The sequence below is a fragment of the Pseudomonas fluorescens genome (genome assembly GCF_001307275.1).
GTDB lineage: Bacteria > Pseudomonadota > Gammaproteobacteria > Pseudomonadales > Pseudomonadaceae > Aquipseudomonas > Aquipseudomonas fluorescens_AA.
Genome location: NZ_CP012831.1, coordinates 1,933,760 through 1,949,104 on the forward strand (window position 1 = coordinate 1,933,760; position 15,345 = coordinate 1,949,104).

A 15,345-nucleotide genomic window follows, 5' to 3' on the forward strand; every position below is an offset into this window, starting at 1 on the left:
GGCCACGTCTGGTTATGAAATTCAGCAATTGCAGAAAGACAAAGGGCACGACCTGTAAACAGGATCGTGCCCGATGTTACCGGCTAGCACCCGAGGGTGCCAACCGACAGGTGTTGCTTAGGCTGCTACCACGACAACGCGTACGGTGGCTTCAACTTCGGCGTGCAGGTGCACGGCTACGTCGAATTCGCCTACGTTGCGGATGGTGCCGTTCGGCAGACGAACTTCGCTTTTCGCCACTTCAACGCCGGAGGCGGTCAGTGCGTCAGCGATGTCGTGAGTACCGATAGAACCGAACAGCTTGCCTTCGTCGCCAGCGGTGGCAGTGATGGTCACTTCCAGCTCGGCCAGTTGGGCAGCACGGCTTTCAGCCGATGCCTTACGGTCTGCGGCGGCTTTTTCCAGCTCGGCACGACGCTCTTCGAACGCAGCCAGGTTGGCAGCGGTCGCAGCGGTGGCTTTGCCGAAAGGCAGCAGGTAGTTACGACCGTAGCCGGCCTTAACGTTTACTTTGTCGCCCAGGTTGCCCAGGTTGGCGATTTTTTCCAGAAGGATCAGTTGCATGTGAAAATCCTCTAACTTTTAACCTTCACCGTTCGCGTTGTCGGCGTCTTTCGGCGCCATACGACCGCGAAAATCAATCAGGCTGTCAACGATGGCCAAGACCACGAGCAACGGACCGAGCAAGTGCATGAAAGGCAACAACGTCACGTATATCCCCACCAGCCAGAACGTGGCCAGTCGCTTCTGCGCCACCAGCCCGTGAATCAGGGCCAGGCCGGCGAAGACCAGCGCAACACTGCACAACGGCAACAGGATCAGTGCATGCAGCCCGAAAAACGGAGCGACACACATGACGGCCAGCAGTGACAGCGCCACGCTCTTGGGGAATCGGATGGCGCGAAACTCGCGACCGAAACCACCGGGGTTATACAACGACGCCTGCCAATAGCGCCCAAGAATCAGGCACAGCACGCTAAAGATCTGCAGCGAAGACGCTATCGAAATGATCATCAGCGGAGCGCTCAGGGCGGTGAGAAACGCCTTCTGGTCTGCCGAGAATGTCTCGTAGACCTCACCCATCGCCAGCGGCAGGACGTGTTCGAACGTCTGCGCCAGTGACTCGATGAAGGAACTGAATACAGTTCCCAGGCTCACCGCACACAACAACCCCACGGCCACGCTGCACAGCAGCACGCGATTCCAGGTATGGCCGGCGCGCAAAACCAACGCCAGGCCACCAGCCCCGAGCAACACCAAAAGTGTTGTCGGGTCCTTCAGGAAGTACCAGCTCACCAACGCTGACAGCAACCCGATACCCAGGACGCTCAAGGCGTCCGAACCGCGCCGCAGGAGCACAAGGCACCCAGCGGCGGCACTCAACCAGAACAACAGCGGCAATGCCGCGGATCCGGCCACAACCAACGTGGCCTGCACACGTCCCCGCATGATGAAGTCAGCTAAGGCGCGCATGCATTCAATCCCTTACTACTCGTCGACTGCCCGGTCTCAGCGGCCGTGGCTGTCGGTGTAGGCCAGCAGGGCCAGGAAGCGGGCGCGCTTGATAGCGGTGGCCAGCTGACGCTGATAACGAGCTTTGGTACCGGTGATACGGCTTGGAACGATTTTGCCGGTCTCGGATACGTAGGCTTTCAGAGTGTTGAGATCTTTGTAATCGATCTCTTTCACGTCTTCAGCGGTGAAGCGGCAGAATTTACGACGACGGAAGAAACGTGCCATGTGATTGGCTCCTTAAAAGGTCCGTGGATTACTCGTCAGCGTTATCGCTGTTGTCGCTGTCGCTATCGCTGTCATCGCCATCGGCGCTGTCAGAGTGCTCAGGACGGTCGCGACGCTCACGGCGCTCACTGCGGTTTTCTTCAGCCTTGAGCATCTCGGATTGGCCGGTGACGGCTTCTTCGCGACGGATGACCAGGTTACGGATCACTGCATCGTTGTAGCGGAAGTTGTCTTCCAGCTCGGCCAGGGCCTTGCCAGTGCACTCAACGTTCAGCATCACGTAGTGAGCCTTGTGAACATTGTTGATTGCGTAGGCCAGTTGACGACGGCCCCAATCTTCCAGACGGTGGATTTTGCCGCCGTCTTCTTCGATCAGCTTGGTGTAACGCTCAACCATGCCGCCGACTTGCTCGCTTTGATCCGGGTGGACCAAAAAGATGATTTCGTAATGACGCATGAATGCTCCTTACGGGTTGTAGCCTGCCGCTCAAAAACGGTCAGACAAGGAGTGAATGACACTTATGGACTTGTGGACGCTAGACACATAAGTGCCTGCCATCACAGCAAGGGGCGCAATTGTAGAGAAGGGCCGAGGGCGGCGCAAGGCAATTGGCGATTATTTGAACAGCCGCCGATCCTCACCTTGCACAAAACACTGTGGGAGCGAGCTTGCTCGCGATAGCGGCGTGCCAGTCGACTTTTACGTCACGGCGGCACCGTCATCGCGAGCAAGCTCGCTCCCACATTTGATACGCGTCTGGATCAGGGCTTTTTGGCGACAGCCTTGACGCTCCGCTGGCGTAGCGCCTCGAACAGGCACACGCCGGTGGCCACCGAGACGTTGAGGCTGCTGACGCTGCCAGCCATCGGCAGCTTGACCAGGTAGTCGCAATGCTCGCGGGTCAGGCGACGCATGCCCTTGCCTTCAGCGCCCATGATCAGGATCGTCGGGCCCGTCAGGTCCTGGTCATAGATACTGACCTCGGCCTCGCCCGCCGTGCCGACCACCCAGAGGCCGCGCTGCTGGAGTTTTTCCAGGGTGCGCGCCAGGTTGGTCACCGCCACCAACGGGATCACTTCCGCCGCGCCGCAGGCCACCTTGCGCACCACGGGCGTCAGGGTTGCCGACTTGTCCTTGGGCACGATCACCGCCAACGCACCGGCGGCATCCGCCGAACGCAGGCAGGCGCCGAGGTTATGCGGATCGGTCACGCCATCCAGCACCAGCAGCAGAGGGGCGCCTTCGGTGCGATCGAGCAGTTCGTCGAGCATCGCCTCGCCCCAGACCTGGCTCGGGCTGACGTCCGCCACCACACCCTGGTGAACGCCTTCGACCCACGCGTCCATTTCACGACGCTCGGCCTGGCCGATGGCAACCTTGTTCTGGGTGGCCAGTTCGACCAACGCTTGCACACGCGGCTCGCTGCGCCCCTCCGCCAACCACACTTGCTTGACACGTTTGGGGTGGTGACGCAGCAGTGCTTCTACGGCGTGCACGCCGTAGATTTTTTCCAGACTCATGACTTGGCCTTAGGTTTGCGCGACCCGCCGCTTTTCGCGGGGGCCGACCCCGCTTTTGGCGGGCCTTTACGGTGTTTACTCGGCTTGCTCGACGGCTTTTCCGCCCCGTGGGACTTTCCCCCAGACGCCGCTTTACCACCGCTTTTGGCTTCGTTGAGCAACTGCTGCTTCAACTCGCGGCTCTTGCGCAGTTCGGCGTTTTTCGCCGCTGCGTCGCTGGGGCGGTAGGCTTCGGGAGCCTTGTCCTTGACGGACGAACGGCGACCGGCCTTGGCTGGCTCAGGCTCCGCGGCTTTTGCAGGAGCCCCCTTACCTTTACCTTTGGTCGCAGGCGCTGCGGTCTCGCTGCCACGTTTTTTACGGCCAGTCGGTGCCTCGGCGGGCTTGTCAGACATGCCGAAGTCGATCTTGCGCTCATCGAGGTCGACGCGCATGACCTGCACTTCCACGGTGTCGCCCAGGCGGAAGCTGCGACCGGTGCGCTCGCCCGCCAGGCGGTGGTGCACAGGATCGAAGTGGTAGTAATCACCCGGCAAGGCGGTGACGTGCACCAAGCCCTCGACGTAGATGTCGGTCAGTTCGACAAACAAACCAAAGCCGGTCACGGCAGTGATCACGCCTGGGAACGACTCGCCCACGCGGTCTTTCATGAACTCGCACTTGAGCCAGTTCACCACGTCGCGAGTGGCTTCGTCGGCGCGGCGTTCGCTCATGGAGCACTGCTCGCCCAACTGTTCCAGGGCCGCTTCGTCGTACGGATAGATCCGCGCCTTCGGAATGGTCATGGCACCGGCGCGCTTGACGTGCGGGGTGTTCTGCTTGGAATGGATCACGCTGCGGATCGCACGATGCGTGAGCAGGTCCGGGTAACGGCGGATCGGCGAGGTGAAGTGGGTGTACGCCTCGTAATTCAGACCAAAGTGGCCCTGATTGTCAGCGCTGTACACCGCCTGGCTCAGGGAGCGCAGCATCACTGTCTGGATCACATGGTAGTCCGGACGGTCCTTGATGCTGGCCAGCAGTGCCTGGTAGTCCTTCGGCGTCGGGCCGTCCTTGCCTTTGTGCAGGGACAGGCCGAGCTCGCCGAGGAAGGCGCGCAGTTTTTCCAGACGCTCCGGCGGCGGGCCGTCGTGCACGCGGTACAACGCAGGAATCTCGTGCTTCTTGAGGAATTCGGCGGTGGCCACGTTGGCCGCCAGCATGCACTCTTCGATCAGCTTGTGCGCATCGTTACGGGTCGTCGGGGTGATCGCGGCGATCTTGCGCTCGGAACCGAAGACAATCCGGGTTTCCTGGGTCTCGAAATCGATCGCGCCACGCACGTGACGGGCACCCAGCAACACCTTGTACAGCGAGTACAGCTGCTTGAGGTGCGGCACCACGCCAGCGTATTCGGTACGCAACGCCTTGGCTTCACTGGTCTTCGGCGTTTCCAGGATGGTGCTGACCTTGTTGTAGGTCAGGCGCGCCTGGGAGTGGATCACCGCTTCGTAGAACTGGTAGTCGGTCATTTCGCCGGTCTTGGAGATGGTCATCTCGCACACCATGGCCAAACGGTCGACTTTCGGGTTCAGCGAGCACAGCCCGTTGGACAGCTGCTCAGGCAGCATCGGAATCACGCGCTCAGGGAAATACACGGAGTTGCCGCGCACCTGGGCTTCGTTATCCAGGGCCGAACCGATCTTCACGTAGCTGGACACGTCGGCAATCGCGACGAACAACTTCCAGCCGCCGGAGAACAGGCGCAGCTTGCCGGGCTTGGCTTCGCAGTAGACCGCATCGTCGAAGTCGCGGGCATCTTCGCCGTCGATGGTGACGAACGGCAGATGGCGCAGGTCGATGCGTTTTTCTTTATCTTTCTCTTCGACTTCCGGCTTGAGCTTGGCGGCTTCCTTGAGCACAGCCTCGGGCCAGACGTGAGGAATGTCGTAGGTGCGCAGCGCAACGTCGATTTCCATGCCCGGCGCCATGTAGTTGCCGACCACTTCAACGATATCGCCCTGTGGCTGGAAGCGCGCAGTTGGCCAATGGGTGATTTTCACCTCGACGAACTGACCTACCTTGGCGGCGCCATTACGGCCCGGGGTAATCAGCACTTCCTGCTGAACCTTCGGGTTATCCGGCACGACAAAACCGATACCGCCCTCTTCGAAGTAACGGCCAACGATGCTTTCATGGGCACGGGACACCACTTCGACGATCACGCCTTCACGGCGACCGCGACGATCCAGGCCGGACACGCGGGCCAGGGCCCGGTCACCGTCGAACACCAGGCGCATTTGCGCCGGGCTCATGAACAGGTCGTCGCTGCCGTCGTCCGGGATCAGGAAACCGAAGCCGTCACGGTGACCGGCGATGCGGCCCAGGATCAGGTCGAGCTTGTCCACCGGTGCATAGGTGCCGCGCCGGGTGTAGATCAGTTGAGCGTCGCGCTCCATGGCGCGCAGACGGCGGCGCAGGGCTTCGAGTTGGTCCTCGGTGGTCAGACCGAACTCTTCGACCAACTGCTCGCGGCTAGCAGGCGAACCCCGATCGGCGAGATGCGCCAGGATCAGTTCACGGCTAGGAATAGGGTTTTCATATTTTTCCGCTTCACGAGCGGCCTCGGGATCGAGGGACTGCCAATCGGCCATTAGAGAGTTTTCACCTTGTCTATATGCGGGTTAGTTTGGCATAGGCTTAATGAAACGGGAAATTTCAAGCATCCGATAGCGTTTCCAGGATCATTTGACCTGCCTTCGAAGCCCCCGGAACGCACCGCTCGTGAAATTTAGCGGTTTTTTTCTCCGCAGGGGTTTACAGTTAAAAACACGCTCCGTATAGTGCGCGCCATCGACGACGTACACACGTAGCCGATACTGCCCAGATGGTGAAATTGGTAGACACGCCAGCTTCAGGTGCTGGTGACCGCAAGGTCGTGGAAGTTCGAGTCTTCTTCTGGGCACCAATTTCGAGCAGCAGGTCAATGACCTGGCAGCTCAACAAAAACCCGCGAAAGCGGGTTTTTGCATTTCCGCCCCCTGGAATTGCACCGGGCAATTACTAAAACAAAAACAGGGGTTTACAGATCAAAACGCGCTCCGTATAGTGCGCCACATCAACAGCGGCAACGCTGAAGATGCTGCCCAGATGGTGAAATTGGTAGACACGCCAGCTTCAGGTGCTGGTGACCGCAAGGTCGTGGAAGTTCGAGTCTTCTTCTGGGCACCAATTCAAGCTTCAAGGTCACGGCCTTGAACCTCACAGAAACCCGCGAAAGCGGGTTTTTGCGTTTCTGGGTATTGGAAATGTATCTGAACCTCTGAAATCGCTATCGCGAGCAAGCTCGCTCCCACAAGGATCGCAGTGAACAGAGATCCACTGTGGGAGCGAGCTTGCTCGCGATGGGTCCAGCCCGGCCACCCGATCAGGCCCTGAACTGCCCCAGACTTGCCTTCAGTTGCGCCGCCAGGTTGTCCAGCACCTTGCCGCTGGCGGTGGTCTCAACCACGGCCTGGGCCGCTTTCTCAGCCTGGGCATGGATGGTTTCCACCCGCCCACGCACCGCTTGCGCGCCCTGGGCCTGATGAGCCGCCGCCTGGGTCGCCAGGCCGATGGCCGCGTGCACCTGCTCGACGGACGCCTGCACCGACTGCTGCAACCGCGCGCTGTCACGCAGCACCAACAAACCTTCGCTGGCCTGGCGCCCGGCCTGGCCGATGGCAGCCACCGCCTCGCGAGCCCCCTGCTGCAAGGCCACGATATGCGCCTGGATATCGCCCGTGGAGCTCTGGGTCTTGCTCGCCAACGCCCGCACCTCATCCGCTACCACCGCAAAGCCGCGCCCGGTTTCCCCGGCCCGCGCCGCCTCGATGGCCGCGTTCAAGGCCAGCAAGTTGGTCTGCTCGGCGATGCCGTGAATCACGGTCAGCACCACCTCAATCTGTTCGCTCTGCTGCGCCAACCGCTCGATCACTGCCGCCCCGGTATCAACCTGGCCGGCCAGGGCCTCGATCAAGCCGCTGACCTTGGCCGAAGTGCGCGTGTTTTCATCGGTGGCCTGGCGGATCTCCACCACTTGCTGCAGGGCCGCCTGCATTGCCTGGCTTTCCGATTGAGCCTCGTCCGCCATTTGCGACAGCGCACGCAGGCTCTCGGCCACTTCATCACGCTGCATCCCGGCCGCCGCATCGGCGCCGGAGTTGCGCAAGGTCATCGCACCGATTTCCACACCGGTGCGCTGGGCCACATCGCCCGCCTCGCGAACGATGGGCTGCAACTTATCCACAAAGCGATTGACCGCCGCGGCCATGTCGCCGATTTCGTCCTTGCTGTTGATTTGCACTCGCTTGGTCAGGTCACCCTCGCCCGCCGCCAGGTCGTTCATGGCCGCGATCAGCAGTTTCAAGCGATTGACCACCCGACGCCCCAGCACCACGGCCAGCAACACCAGCACGCCGAAACCCACCAGCGCCAGGCCCAGGCCGATGCGCCAGCGCAAGGTGCCCGCAGCGTCCTGCACGGTGCTGGCGGTGTTGGTCTGCATCTGCGTGGCCGTGGTTTGGGCCGACTCCAGGCGACCGCGCATGGCGGTGGCACTGTCAGCCGCCGCGCCCTTGAGGCTGTCGCCGACCAATTGATCGCTGCTGGCGATCAAGGCCGAGAAGCGCTGGTCCAGCGCCTTCAGGTCGGTTTCAACGGCCGCCGTGGAAACCCCCATCAAGACTTTGCCGATCTCGACGCCGTTGGGGTTGATCGAGGCTTCGAGGTAATACACCGACGGATCGTTCTTCGCCGCGTCCAGCACCTTGTCCAACGCCCGCTCGCCCTTGCCTTTTTCCAGCAGCGCTTTGTTGATCGGGTTTTCCCGGTTCAGGTAGCGCGTCAGGTGCTCACCGGCGGCGTCGTCATAGATGACGAACAGCACGTTGGGGTTGCGCTGGGCCCGACGGGCGAATTCAGAGAGGGTGGGCACGTCGTTATCCCACATGGCACGCGGCGCAACAGAAGCCAGGAGCTGCGCCATATCATTGGCGGAATCCCTCAAGTCCTTCTCCAAGGTCCCACGCAACTGCGCCTGCTCGTCCTTCAGGCGAGCCGACAAGCCGGCATTGAGCCGCTGGCGGGTATTGGCGGACAGGCTGTCCAGGCTCGACGTGACCTCTCGCCCGGCCTGCTCCAGCTCGGCGGAAAGCTTCTGGCTGTCCGCCCCCAACCGCGCGCCCAGGTCGGCTTCCAGCGCCGTGACGGTGCTTCGGGTCAGCGCAACGGCCACTAGCACCTGCACCAAAAGGGCGATACCCAGGGTAACGAACACTGGCCGTAGCAAACGGCTTTGTAACAGTGAGAGAACGGCCGACACGTGAAATCCCTCTACCAAACGCCATTAATTTGATGGCACTCAGGAAAACGGTGCCTTAATGGAGTTGCATAGCAAGTGTCGTGCCGCCCGGCAGGCAGAAACGACAAAGGGCCCCAACGAGGGCCCTTTGTTTTTTACATCAAAGGCTTATCAGCCGAACGGATGACGCAGAACGATGGTTTCGTTGCGGTCCGGCCCCGTCGAAATAATGTCAATCGGCGCACCGACCAACTCTTCGACGCGCTTGATGTAGTTGCGCGCTGCCACAGGCAGTTCTTCCAGGGTCTTGGCGCCGACGGTCGACTCGGTCCAGCCTGGCATCTGCTCGTACACCGGCTCCAGGCCGATGTAGCTGTCGGCGTCGGTCGGTGCGTCGATGACAGCGCCGTCCTGGTTCTTGTAGCCCACGCAGATGTTGATGGTTTCCAGGCCGTCCAGCACGTCCAGCTTGGTCAGGCACAGGCCCGAGATGCTGTTGACGTCGATGGCGCGACGCAGGATGACGGCATCGAACCAGCCGCAACGACGGGCACGGCCGGTGGTGGCGCCGAACTCGTGGCCGCGCTTGGCCAGGAAGGCACCGACGTCGTCGAACAGCTCAGTCGGGAACGGGCCCGAACCGACGCGAGTGGTGTAGGCCTTGGTGATGCCCAGGATGTAGTCCAGGTACATCGGACCGAAGCCCGAACCGGTGGCGATGCCGCCGGCAGTGGTGTTGGAGCTGGTGACGTACGGGTAGGTACCGTGGTCGATGTCCAGCAGCGAACCCTGGGCACCTTCGAACATGATGTCCTTGCCGGCGCGGCGCAGCTCGTGCAGCTCGGCGGTGACGTCGAGCATCATCGGCTTGAGCAGCTCGGCGTATTCCATGCACTCGTCCAGGGTCTTCTGGAAGTCGATGGCCGGTTCTTTGTAGTAATTGACCAGGACGAAGTTGTGGTAGTCCAGCAACTCGCCCAGCTTGGCGGCGAAACGCTCACGGTGGAACAGGTCACCGATGCGCAGCCCACGACGGGCCACCTTGTCTTCGTAGGCCGGGCCGATGCCACGACCGGTGGTGCCGATCTTCAGCTCGCCACGGGCCTTTTCACGGGCCTGGTCCAGCGCCACGTGGTAGGACAGGATCAGCGGGCAGGACGGGCTGATACGCAGGCGCTCGCGCACCGGTACGCCTTTCTCTTCCAGCTTGATGATTTCCCGCAGCAAGGCATCGGGCGCAACCACCACACCGTTGCCGATCAGGCACTGGACGCCTTCGCGCAGCACGCCCGACGGAATCAGGTGCAGGACGGTTTTTTCACCGTCGATCACCAAGGTGTGGCCTGCGTTGTGGCCACCCTGGTAGCGCACTACGGCGGCAGCATGTTCGGTCAGCAGATCAACGATCTTGCCTTTGCCCTCATCACCCCACTGGGTGCCCAGGACTACGACATTCTTACCCATAACACTTGTCCTCATTCGCGCAAACTTGGTGCCGGCCGCGGCCGGCGGGAAAACTCAAGAAGCCAGCGGCAATACTTGCCAAAGCCCGTTCTGCTGAATCAATTGCCGGTCGCAGTCCGCTTCACGGGCGGCGGCCAAAGGCTGCCCAGGCAACGCCTGAACGACACGCTGACCCTCACTGCGCAACTGACAGACTGCCTGCCAGAGTGCTGCATCCGTACTGTCAGGCATCCAGATACCGCCAGACGGTAGCTCGACTTCAGCACGCCCCAGGGTCACCAGGGTTTTCAAATCGGTAGAGAAACCGGTCGCCGGACGGGCGCGACCGAAGTCGGCACCGATGTCGTCATAACGGCCGCCCTGGGCGATGGACTGGCCCACGCCCGGTACAAACACGGCGAACACGACGCCGGTGTGATAGTGATAACCGCGCAACTCGCCCAGGTCGAAATACAGCGGCAACTCGGGGAAGCGCACCGACAGTCGCTCGGCAATCGCCAGCAAATCGTCCAGCGCTGCCAACACCGGCGCCGGCGCATGGGCCAGGCGCTCACGGGCAGCGGCCAATACTTCACGCCCGCCGCACAGGTCCACCAGCGCCCGCAGCATGCTCGACAGATCGGCCGGCAGGCCCTCGGTCAGGCTGATGACTTCGTCGATGGCCTTGCGTTGCAGGGCATCGAACAGCTGTTGTTCCACTTCGCCGGACAAACCGGCCGCACGGGCCAGGCCGCGATAGATGCCGACATGCCCCAGGTCCATGTGGACATCAGGCACGTCAGCCAGTTGCAGCATGGCCAACATCAGGCTGATGACTTCTACGTCGCTGCTCGGGCTGGCATCGCCATACAACTCGGCGCCCAGCTGGATCGGGCTGCGCGAAGATGACAAGGCACGCGGCTGGGCATGCAGCACGCTGCCGGCGTAGCACAGGCGGCTCGGGCCCTCACGGCGCAGGGTATGGGCGTCGATGCGCGCCACTTGCGGCGTGATGTCGGCACGAAAGCCCATCTGCCGGCCCGACTGCGGGTCAATCACCTTGAAGGTGCGCAGATCCAGGTCCTGGCCCGCGCCGGTGAGCAGGGATTCCAGGTACTCGATATGCGGGGTGACGACGAACTCGTAACCCCAGCTCTGGAACAGATCCAACACCTGCCGACGCGCTACTTCGATACGCGCAGCTTCCGGTGGCAGTACTTCTTCGATGCCATCTGGCAGCAGCCAGCGGTCTACCGTTGCCATTACGCCATTCCCCTATGGTCCGGGCGGCCAGCCCTCGGGCAAGCCTTGAGTGAAGCAGAAAATACTTGGCCCACGCGCAAAACACGCGCATGAGCGACGTGACGAATGGCCAGCAATCGGCCTCGCCCAGCACTTTCCTCGAAAAACCTGTCGAGTCGTTCAACCCGACGCCTGCAACCAAAACCACAATCAAACGTGCAGACGCAAAAAAGCCGGGAATTTCCCGGCTGCCGCATCATACACACGTTTTCCCAAAGGATCACCCCGCCCGACGCTTTAGCCGCCGGGCGGAGTGCTTCAGGTCAACGCCGTATCAAGGCTTGGACTTTTCCAGGTAGTGGAAGAAGTCGCTGCTTGGGTCCAGGACCATGACGTCGGATTTGTTCGCGAAGCTTTCACGGTAGGCACGCAGGCTACGGTAGAACGCGTAGAACTCCTGATCCTGACCATAAGCCTTGGAGTAGATCGCAGCGGCCTGGGCATCACCATCACCCCGGACCTCTTCCGATTCACGATAGGCTTCGGCCAGCAGCACCCGGCGTTGGCGATCGGCGTCGGCACGGATGCCTTCGGCCAGCTCGTTACCCTTGGCGCGGTGCTCGCGGGCTTCACGCTCACGCTCGGTGCTCATCCGCTCGAACACGCTGCGGTTCACTTCCTTCGGCAGGTCGATGGCCTTGACCCGGACATCGACCACTTCGATGCCCAGCTCTTTTTCCGCCATCGTATTCAGCGAACGGGTGATGTCGGCCATGAGCGCATCACGCTCACCGGACACCACTTCATGCAACGTGCGCTTACCGAACTGGTCACGCAGGCCCGATTCCAGACGACGGGACAGACGCTCGTCGGCGATCTGCTTCAGGCCCGAGGTCGCGGTGTAGAAGCGCTCGGCATCCTTCACGCGCCACTTGGCATAGGCGTCCACCATCACAGCTTTCTTTTCCAGCGTCAGGAAGCGTTGCGTCGGCGCATCCAGCGTCATCAGGCGAGCATCGAACTTGCGCACCTTGTTGACGTAGGGCACCTTCACATGCAGCCCCGGCTGGACATCAGCCTGGACCACGCGACCGAATTGCAGCAACACCGCGCGCTCGGTCTGAGCCACGATGTAGAAGCAGTTCCAGGCAGCGATCGCCACGACGACACCGACAATAAGGGCGATCAGCGATTTATTGCTCATCAGCGACTCTCCCTGGTACGTGCTTGCTGTTGTTGCAGGTCCGCCGCTGCGCGGGTGCCGGCCTCATTGCTGGCCGCCGCCGAACTGGCCGGTGGCGTGCTGGTGTTGCGACCGCTCTCGACCATCTTGTCCAGCGGCAAGTACAGCAGATTGCTCTGGCCGTTCTTGTTGCCGGTCACGAGGACCTTGCTGGTGTTGCTGAAGACTTCCTGCATGGTGTCCAGGTACAGACGCTGGCGGGTCACTTCAGGGGCCTTGCGATACTCGGCCACCAGCTTGGTGAAGCGATCGGCCTCACCCTTGGCACGGGAGACCACTTCATCGCGGTAACCGTTGGCATCCTCGATGATGCGCTGGGCCTGGCCACGAGCTTCCGGCACGACGCCGTTGGCATAGGTTTCAGCCTGGTTGCGCGAACGCTGCTCGTCTTCACGGGCACGGATCACGTCGTCGAAGGCTTCCTGGACCTCACGCGGTGCCGCTGCGCTCTGGACGTTGACCTGGGTGACGGTGATACCGGTGCGATAGGTATCGAGGAACCGTTGCAGGCGCTCCTTGATTTCGCTGGCCATCAGTTCACGACCTTCGGTCAGCACCTGGTCCATGGCGGTGGAACCCACCACATGGCGCAGGGCACTTTCGGTCGCGTGCTGCAGGCTGGTTTCCGGCTGATCGACGTTCAGCACGAAGTCCTGCAGGTTGGTGATCTTGTATTGCACGGTCAGCGGCACCTCGACGATGTTCTCGTCTTCGGTCAGCATCTGGCCCTGCTTGGTGTACGCCCGCTCACGCGTGACGTTCTCCATGAACTTCTGGTCGATCGGCGGGAAATAGATGTTCAGGCCCGGACCAACCGTCTCGTAGTACTTGCCGAAGCGCAGCACCACGGCTTGCTCCTGCTCGTCCACGACATAGACCGCGCTGTACAGCCAGACAGCCGCCAGCACGACGAGACCGATGCCGAGCAGGCCGAAACCGCCGCCCTTGCCGGAACGACCGCCGCCCTCGTCACCGCGTTTCTTACCACCACCGAACAAACCGTTCAGGCTTTCCTGCAGCTTTCGGAAGGCCTCGTCGAGATCCGGCGGCCCCTTGCGGTCGCCGTTGTTACGACGCTTGCCACCCCAAGGATCCTGATTATTCGAGTTGCCACCCGGCTCATTCCAAGCCATAGCGCTCTCCATCTGATAAAGCAAAGACGCACCCACGGCGCGCCGACCAATGCTACAGAATGCCTGACACCGCTTTCTCAGGCTTTTATTGCAAAGTGTGTTGCTCGATGAATTCCATCGGTTGCAGCCCTTCGCGACTGACCAGTCGGTTGAGCTCCGCCCGAGGCAGGCGAACAGCCAGCAGGCAGACACCTTCTTCGTCGTGTTCTTCTTTTTGCACAGCCCCCAGCTCGAAAAACTGTGCACGCAGCCGGGCGAAACGTTGTGGCAATTTCAGGGTGCCGACAAACAGATCGCTGCCCAACAGCTCGGCCACGGCCTGCTTGAGCAGGTCCAGGCCGGTGCCATCGCGGGCCGACAGCCAGACCCGTTGCGGCTTGCCATCGGCATCGCGCTGGATCTGCGGCTCCACGCCTTCGAGCAAATCGAGTTTGTTGTATACCTCGAGGATCGGCAAGTCCTGGGCTCCGATCTCGCCCAGCACCACCATCACCTGCTCGATCTGCAGCATCCGGTCCGGCTCGGCGGCATCGATCACGTGCAGCAGCAGGTCGGAGTTGCTCGACTCTTCGAGCGTAGCCCGGAAAGCCTCGACCAGTTTATGCGGCAGGTGACGGATAAAGCCCACGGTGTCGGCCAGCACGATCGGCCCGAGGTCGTCCAGGTCGAGCCGGCGCAGGGTCGGGTCGAGTGTGGCGAACAACTGGTCGGCGGCGTAGACGTCGGATTGGGTGACATTGTTGAACAGGGTCGATTTGCCGGCGTTGGTATAGCCCACCAGTGAAACCGTCGGGATATCCGCGCGCTTGCGACCACGTCGCGACTGCTCGCGCTGGCTGCGGACCTTTTCCAGCCGCCCCTTGATCTGGCGCAGGCGAACCCGCAACAGGCGTCGGTCGGTTTCCAGCTGGGTTTCCCCCGGGCCGCGCAGGCCGATACCGCCTTTCTGCCGCTCAAGGTGAGTCCAGCCGCGGACCAGCCGCGTACTCATGTGCTCAAGCTGGGCCAATTCGACCTGGAGCTTGCCTTCATGGGTGCGGGCGCGCTGGGCGAAGATATCGAGGATCAGCCCCGTGCGGTCGATCACGCGACACTCAAAGACACGTTCGAGGTTACGTTCCTGACTGGGCGTGAGGATGTGATTGAAAATCACCAGATCGACCTGCTCGGCATGGACCAGGTCGCGCAACTCCTCGACCTTGCCACTGCCGATCAGGAACTTGGCGGTTGGCCGATGACGCGGCACGTTGAAAAACGCGACGGTCTCGGCGCCGGCCGAAAGTGCCAATTCCTGAAACTCCTGCGGATCTTCGCGCGCCTCAGGGTCCTGTCCATCCAAGTGAACGAGAATGGCCCGTTCACCACCACCGTGGCGCTCAAAGAACAAAGGAGGCTCCTATCAGGCGTTACCCGGTTCAGCGTCACCGCCTTCGGATTCGGTTGCGCTAGGCAGACGAATTGGACGAACTGGCACCACTGTCGAGATCGCGTGCTTGTAGACCATCTGGCTGACGGTGTTTTTCAGAAGGATGACGAACTGGTCGAAAGACTCGATCGTGCCTTGCAGTTTGATCCCGTTGACCAGATAGATGGACACCCCAACTTTCTCTTTACGTAAAGTGTTCAAGTAAGGGTCTTGTAGCGAATGCCCTTTTGACATGTGCCGCACTCCTTTAAGGATCAATAATAAAAATCGGAATCAG

Annotated in this window: 13 protein-coding genes, 2 tRNA genes and 1 pseudogene; 2 read left to right on the top strand and 14 right to left on the bottom strand. The window is 61.3% G+C overall.

What is annotated here, in order from left to right:
* Positions 1–117: 117 nt before the first annotated feature.
* The 6 genes from rplI to rnr form a co-directional block, all read right to left on the bottom strand.
* Positions 118–564, bottom strand: a complete 447-nt coding sequence (rplI, locus tag AO356_RS08600; protein WP_003186385.1) for a 50S ribosomal protein L9 — start codon at positions 562–564, stop codon at positions 118–120.
* Between the two features lie 18 nt (positions 565–582).
* Entirely contained in the window at positions 583–1,473 is an 891-nt protein-coding gene (locus tag AO356_RS08605) for a hypothetical protein (protein ID WP_060739415.1), read from the bottom strand.
* A 36-nt stretch (positions 1,474–1,509) separates the two neighbouring features.
* Positions 1,510–1,740, bottom strand: coding sequence for a 30S ribosomal protein S18 (gene rpsR, locus AO356_RS08610; protein ID WP_002551829.1), 231 nt, complete (start codon positions 1,738–1,740; stop codon positions 1,510–1,512).
* 28 nt (positions 1,741–1,768) lie between these two features.
* Positions 1,769–2,197 carry a 30S ribosomal protein S6 gene (rpsF, locus tag AO356_RS08615; RefSeq protein WP_003186395.1) on the bottom strand — a complete coding sequence of 143 codons (429 nt, stop codon included), beginning with the start codon at positions 2,195–2,197 and terminating at the stop codon, positions 1,769–1,771.
* Between the two features lie 305 nt (positions 2,198–2,502).
* Entirely contained in the window at positions 2,503–3,261 is a 759-nt protein-coding gene (gene rlmB, locus AO356_RS08620) for a 23S rRNA (guanosine(2251)-2'-O)-methyltransferase RlmB (protein ID WP_060739416.1), read from the bottom strand.
* A complete protein-coding gene (gene rnr / locus AO356_RS08625; protein WP_060739417.1) occupies positions 3,258–5,894 on the bottom strand; it encodes a ribonuclease R in 2,637 nt (878 codons plus the stop codon). Before rnr ends, rlmB begins: the two co-directional genes overlap by 4 nt.
* A gap of 227 nt (positions 5,895–6,121) precedes the next feature.
* Here rnr and AO356_RS08630 point away from each other — a divergent pair.
* Both AO356_RS08630 and AO356_RS08635 read left to right on the top strand, forming a co-directional pair.
* Positions 6,122–6,208: transfer RNA gene (locus AO356_RS08630), tRNA-Leu, on the top strand.
* A gap of 176 nt (positions 6,209–6,384) precedes the next feature.
* Positions 6,385–6,471: transfer RNA gene (locus AO356_RS08635), tRNA-Leu, on the top strand.
* 196 nt (positions 6,472–6,667) lie between these two features.
* Here the strand turns inward: AO356_RS08635 and AO356_RS33360 are convergent.
* From AO356_RS33360 to hfq, 8 genes and pseudogenes are all read right to left on the bottom strand, one after another.
* The gene (locus AO356_RS33360; protein WP_409077845.1) at positions 6,668–7,552 is read right to left on the bottom strand and encodes a methyl-accepting chemotaxis protein; all 885 of its coding nucleotides are present in this window, start codon (positions 7,550–7,552) and stop codon (positions 6,668–6,670) included.
* Between the two features lie 21 nt (positions 7,553–7,573).
* A pseudogene (locus AO356_RS33365) lies at positions 7,574–8,266 on the bottom strand (methyl-accepting chemotaxis protein); the annotation flags it as partial.
* Positions 8,267–8,752: 486 nt separating this feature from the next.
* A complete protein-coding gene (locus AO356_RS08645) occupies positions 8,753–10,045 on the bottom strand; it encodes an adenylosuccinate synthase (protein ID WP_039592540.1) in 1,293 nt (430 codons plus the stop codon).
* A gap of 54 nt (positions 10,046–10,099) precedes the next feature.
* Positions 10,100–11,287: an ATP phosphoribosyltransferase regulatory subunit gene (locus AO356_RS08650; protein ID WP_060739419.1), complete on the bottom strand. Its 1,188-nt coding sequence runs from the start codon at positions 11,285–11,287 to the stop codon at positions 10,100–10,102.
* Positions 11,288–11,600: 313 nt separating this feature from the next.
* A complete protein-coding gene (hflC, locus tag AO356_RS08655; RefSeq protein WP_060739420.1) occupies positions 11,601–12,470 on the bottom strand; it encodes a protease modulator HflC in 870 nt (289 codons plus the stop codon).
* Positions 12,470–13,642, bottom strand: coding sequence for an FtsH protease activity modulator HflK (gene hflK, locus AO356_RS08660; protein ID WP_060739421.1), 1,173 nt, complete (start codon positions 13,640–13,642; stop codon positions 12,470–12,472). Before hflK ends, hflC begins: the two co-directional genes overlap by 1 nt.
* A gap of 85 nt (positions 13,643–13,727) precedes the next feature.
* Positions 13,728–15,029 (bottom strand): ribosome rescue GTPase HflX, encoded by a 1,302-nt coding sequence (hflX, locus tag AO356_RS08665; RefSeq protein WP_060739422.1) that lies wholly within the window; start codon positions 15,027–15,029, stop codon positions 13,728–13,730.
* Between the two features lie 12 nt (positions 15,030–15,041).
* The gene (gene hfq, locus AO356_RS08670; RefSeq protein ID WP_003186419.1) at positions 15,042–15,302 is read right to left on the bottom strand and encodes an RNA chaperone Hfq; all 261 of its coding nucleotides are present in this window, start codon (positions 15,300–15,302) and stop codon (positions 15,042–15,044) included.
* Positions 15,303–15,345 lie beyond the last annotated feature (43 nt).

Coding starts and splice junctions, on each gene's coding strand:
- rplI (WP_003186385.1), bottom strand. CDS start 564: ATGCAACTGATCCTTCTGGAAAAAATCGCCAACCTGGGCAACCTGGGC.
- AO356_RS08605 (WP_060739415.1), bottom strand. CDS start 1,473: ATGCGCGCCTTAGCTGACTTCATCATGCGGGGACGTGTGCAGGCCACG.
- rpsR (WP_002551829.1), bottom strand. CDS start 1,740: ATGGCACGTTTCTTCCGTCGTCGTAAATTCTGCCGCTTCACCGCTGAA.
- rpsF (WP_003186395.1), bottom strand. CDS start 2,197: ATGCGTCATTACGAAATCATCTTTTTGGTCCACCCGGATCAAAGCGAG.
- rlmB (WP_060739416.1), bottom strand. CDS start 3,261: ATGAGTCTGGAAAAAATCTACGGCGTGCACGCCGTAGAAGCACTGCTG.
- rnr (WP_060739417.1), bottom strand. CDS start 5,894: ATGGCCGATTGGCAGTCCCTCGATCCCGAGGCCGCTCGTGAAGCGGAA.
- AO356_RS33360 (WP_409077845.1), bottom strand. CDS start 7,552: ATGGCCGCGGCGGTCAATCGCTTTGTGGATAAGTTGCAGCCCATCGTT.
- AO356_RS08645 (WP_039592540.1), bottom strand. CDS start 10,045: ATGGGTAAGAATGTCGTAGTCCTGGGCACCCAGTGGGGTGATGAGGGC.
- AO356_RS08650 (WP_060739419.1), bottom strand. CDS start 11,287: ATGGCAACGGTAGACCGCTGGCTGCTGCCAGATGGCATCGAAGAAGTA.
- hflC (WP_060739420.1), bottom strand. CDS start 12,470: ATGAGCAATAAATCGCTGATCGCCCTTATTGTCGGTGTCGTCGTGGCG.
- hflK (WP_060739421.1), bottom strand. CDS start 13,642: ATGGCTTGGAATGAGCCGGGTGGCAACTCGAATAATCAGGATCCTTGG.
- hfq (WP_003186419.1), bottom strand. CDS start 15,302: ATGTCAAAAGGGCATTCGCTACAAGACCCTTACTTGAACACTTTACGT.